Consider the following 1,986-nt stretch of genomic DNA (forward strand, 5'->3'; position numbering starts at 1 on the left):
CAGCTTGAACTTTAAATTCTTGTGTAAATCGACGTCTCATTTTATCTGCCTCTATTAAAAGTTAGAAGCGACAACTATCCTGACACAGGGGGATAATAAAGCAGAAGTAGTATGGGAAAATCAAGCCGATGTGTATGGTTATGAAGAACCAGAAGCCGAGTCTGACTTTAATAAAGAAAGCAGTTTTACTCAGCCAATCCGTTTTCAAGGGCAATATTTAGATGAAGAGAGCGGCCTACATTACAACCGCTACCGCTACTACAGCCCCAAACAACAGCGTTTTATAAACCAAGACCCAATTGGATTAGTGGGCGGCATAAATCATTACCAATATGCACCAAATCCGGTGAATTGGGTTGATCCAATGGGGTTGTTGTGTAAAGAGGGGCAGGCAAAAGTAAAAGCAGCGCTTGATGCAAAGCCAGAGATTTCAGGTGATCTTAGAAGCCAAATAGAAAATATTTGTAAACAAGAGCAATCAGGGTGCACCGCTGATGAGATGGTTGAGCAGATTAATGCTTTTGATGCAGTTATAGGTGGGCTTGATTTATTTGTTTCTGGATTATTAAACACAGTCGTTGATATTGTAGCCGGCGGTGCAGGTATTGCCACTCTCGCTATGTCAGGAGGTGATGTAGATGCAGCGGTTCATACCATAGAAAGTGTACAATCCAATCAAATAGGCCCATTTACTGATGCAGGACAAGCCGTATCAGAGAAGTTAGCTCCTATTGTACAAGAGTATTATGAAGACAATATGTCAGCACTTGGTGATAGGGTACTAGAAGCGACAGACTCACCAGCACTTGCTACAATGACGCATAAGTCGGTTGAAATTGCTGCAACATTAGCTGGCGGTAAGACTGTTTTGAATGGGGCTAAAATAGGGCAGGTTATTCCAAAAGGTGCTGTTACGGAAAGCGTTGTCAAAACTCCAAATAAGCTTTGGGTTAAAAAAGAACTCATTATACCTAAGACTGGTAGAGTGAAAGGGAACCATTCTCCTCGAAATGTTTATCAGAGAGATGAGTTAATAGATATGAACAAAAAAGATGTAATGGGACGGACAAATAAGGATAGAATGAAAAGTGGTTTGGCGCCTATAGGCCCTGATGGTAAGCCACTTCAATTACATCATAACACTCAAGTAGAGCTTAATAAAAGAACAGGTAAACGGGGTTCTTTAACTGAAATAGAAGAAACTTTACACAAAAAAGAAACAGCCAGGTTGCATCAACCAGGTCAGAAAAGTTTTAGAAATGATAGAGTTAAAGATAAATCAGATTACAGGCAACAGAAGCTGTTTGAAGGAAAGGTAGATATTGAAAATAAAGATCAGTATTTATATAGAGATAAAAAAGGAAAAGTAAGAAGTAAGCTAGATAAAAGAATTCAAACGCAAGATGATAAAGATTTTGAACTATTTAAAAAAGATTATTGGAAGCAGCGAGAAAAAGGGTTTTCATAAATATAAAAGGTGGATTTTATGAGCATAAAAGAACTTGAACAAGCATTGTCAATTATAGATGACAATCCTGAGGATAGCTTTTTCGTTGGGGTAAGAGGAGATGATCTGATATTAGAAGCTGAGTCTATTTTAGAACTGAAATTTCCACCTACATACAAGAGGTTTTTAAAAACTTTAGGGGCTGGAAATATTGCAGGGCAAGAATTTTACGGTGTTATTAATAACGATATTATAGATTCTACAGTACCTGATGGAATTTGGTTTACATTATCGACTCGAGAAGAGTATGGTTTACCTGATGATATGATAGTTATAGGCAGCATTGATGATGGTACATATATTGTTTTAAATGCGCACAAAGATAATTCAGAACTAGAGGCCGATGTTTTAGAGTGGCACCCTGAAACTGAAGAAGAATACTTAATCGCAGATGATTTTGGAACTTATTTGTTAGAAAAAATCACAACTTCCTTAGAGTTGAATAATTAAGTTGAAAACAAACAATAAACTAGACACCC

The 1,986-nt window shown here is 37.5% G+C and carries 2 protein-coding genes; both read left to right on the forward strand.

Annotation, left to right across the window (positions count from 1 at the left end; all coding sequences use genetic code 11):
- Positions 1-130: 130 nt before the first annotated feature.
- On the forward strand, positions 131-1,468 hold the full coding sequence (locus tag CWB66_RS23005; protein WP_289508521.1) for an RHS repeat-associated core domain-containing protein: 1,338 nt from the start codon (positions 131-133) through the stop codon (positions 1,466-1,468).
- Between the two features lie 18 nt (positions 1,469-1,486).
- Positions 1,487-1,957 carry an SMI1/KNR4 family protein gene (locus CWB66_RS21055; protein WP_138586968.1) on the forward strand — a complete coding sequence of 157 codons (471 nt, stop codon included), beginning with the start codon at positions 1,487-1,489 and terminating at the stop codon, positions 1,955-1,957.
- Positions 1,958-1,986: the final 29 nt, after the last annotated feature.

This window comes from Pseudoalteromonas sp. S558, assembly GCF_005886635.1.
GTDB lineage: Bacteria > Pseudomonadota > Gammaproteobacteria > Enterobacterales > Alteromonadaceae > Pseudoalteromonas > Pseudoalteromonas aliena.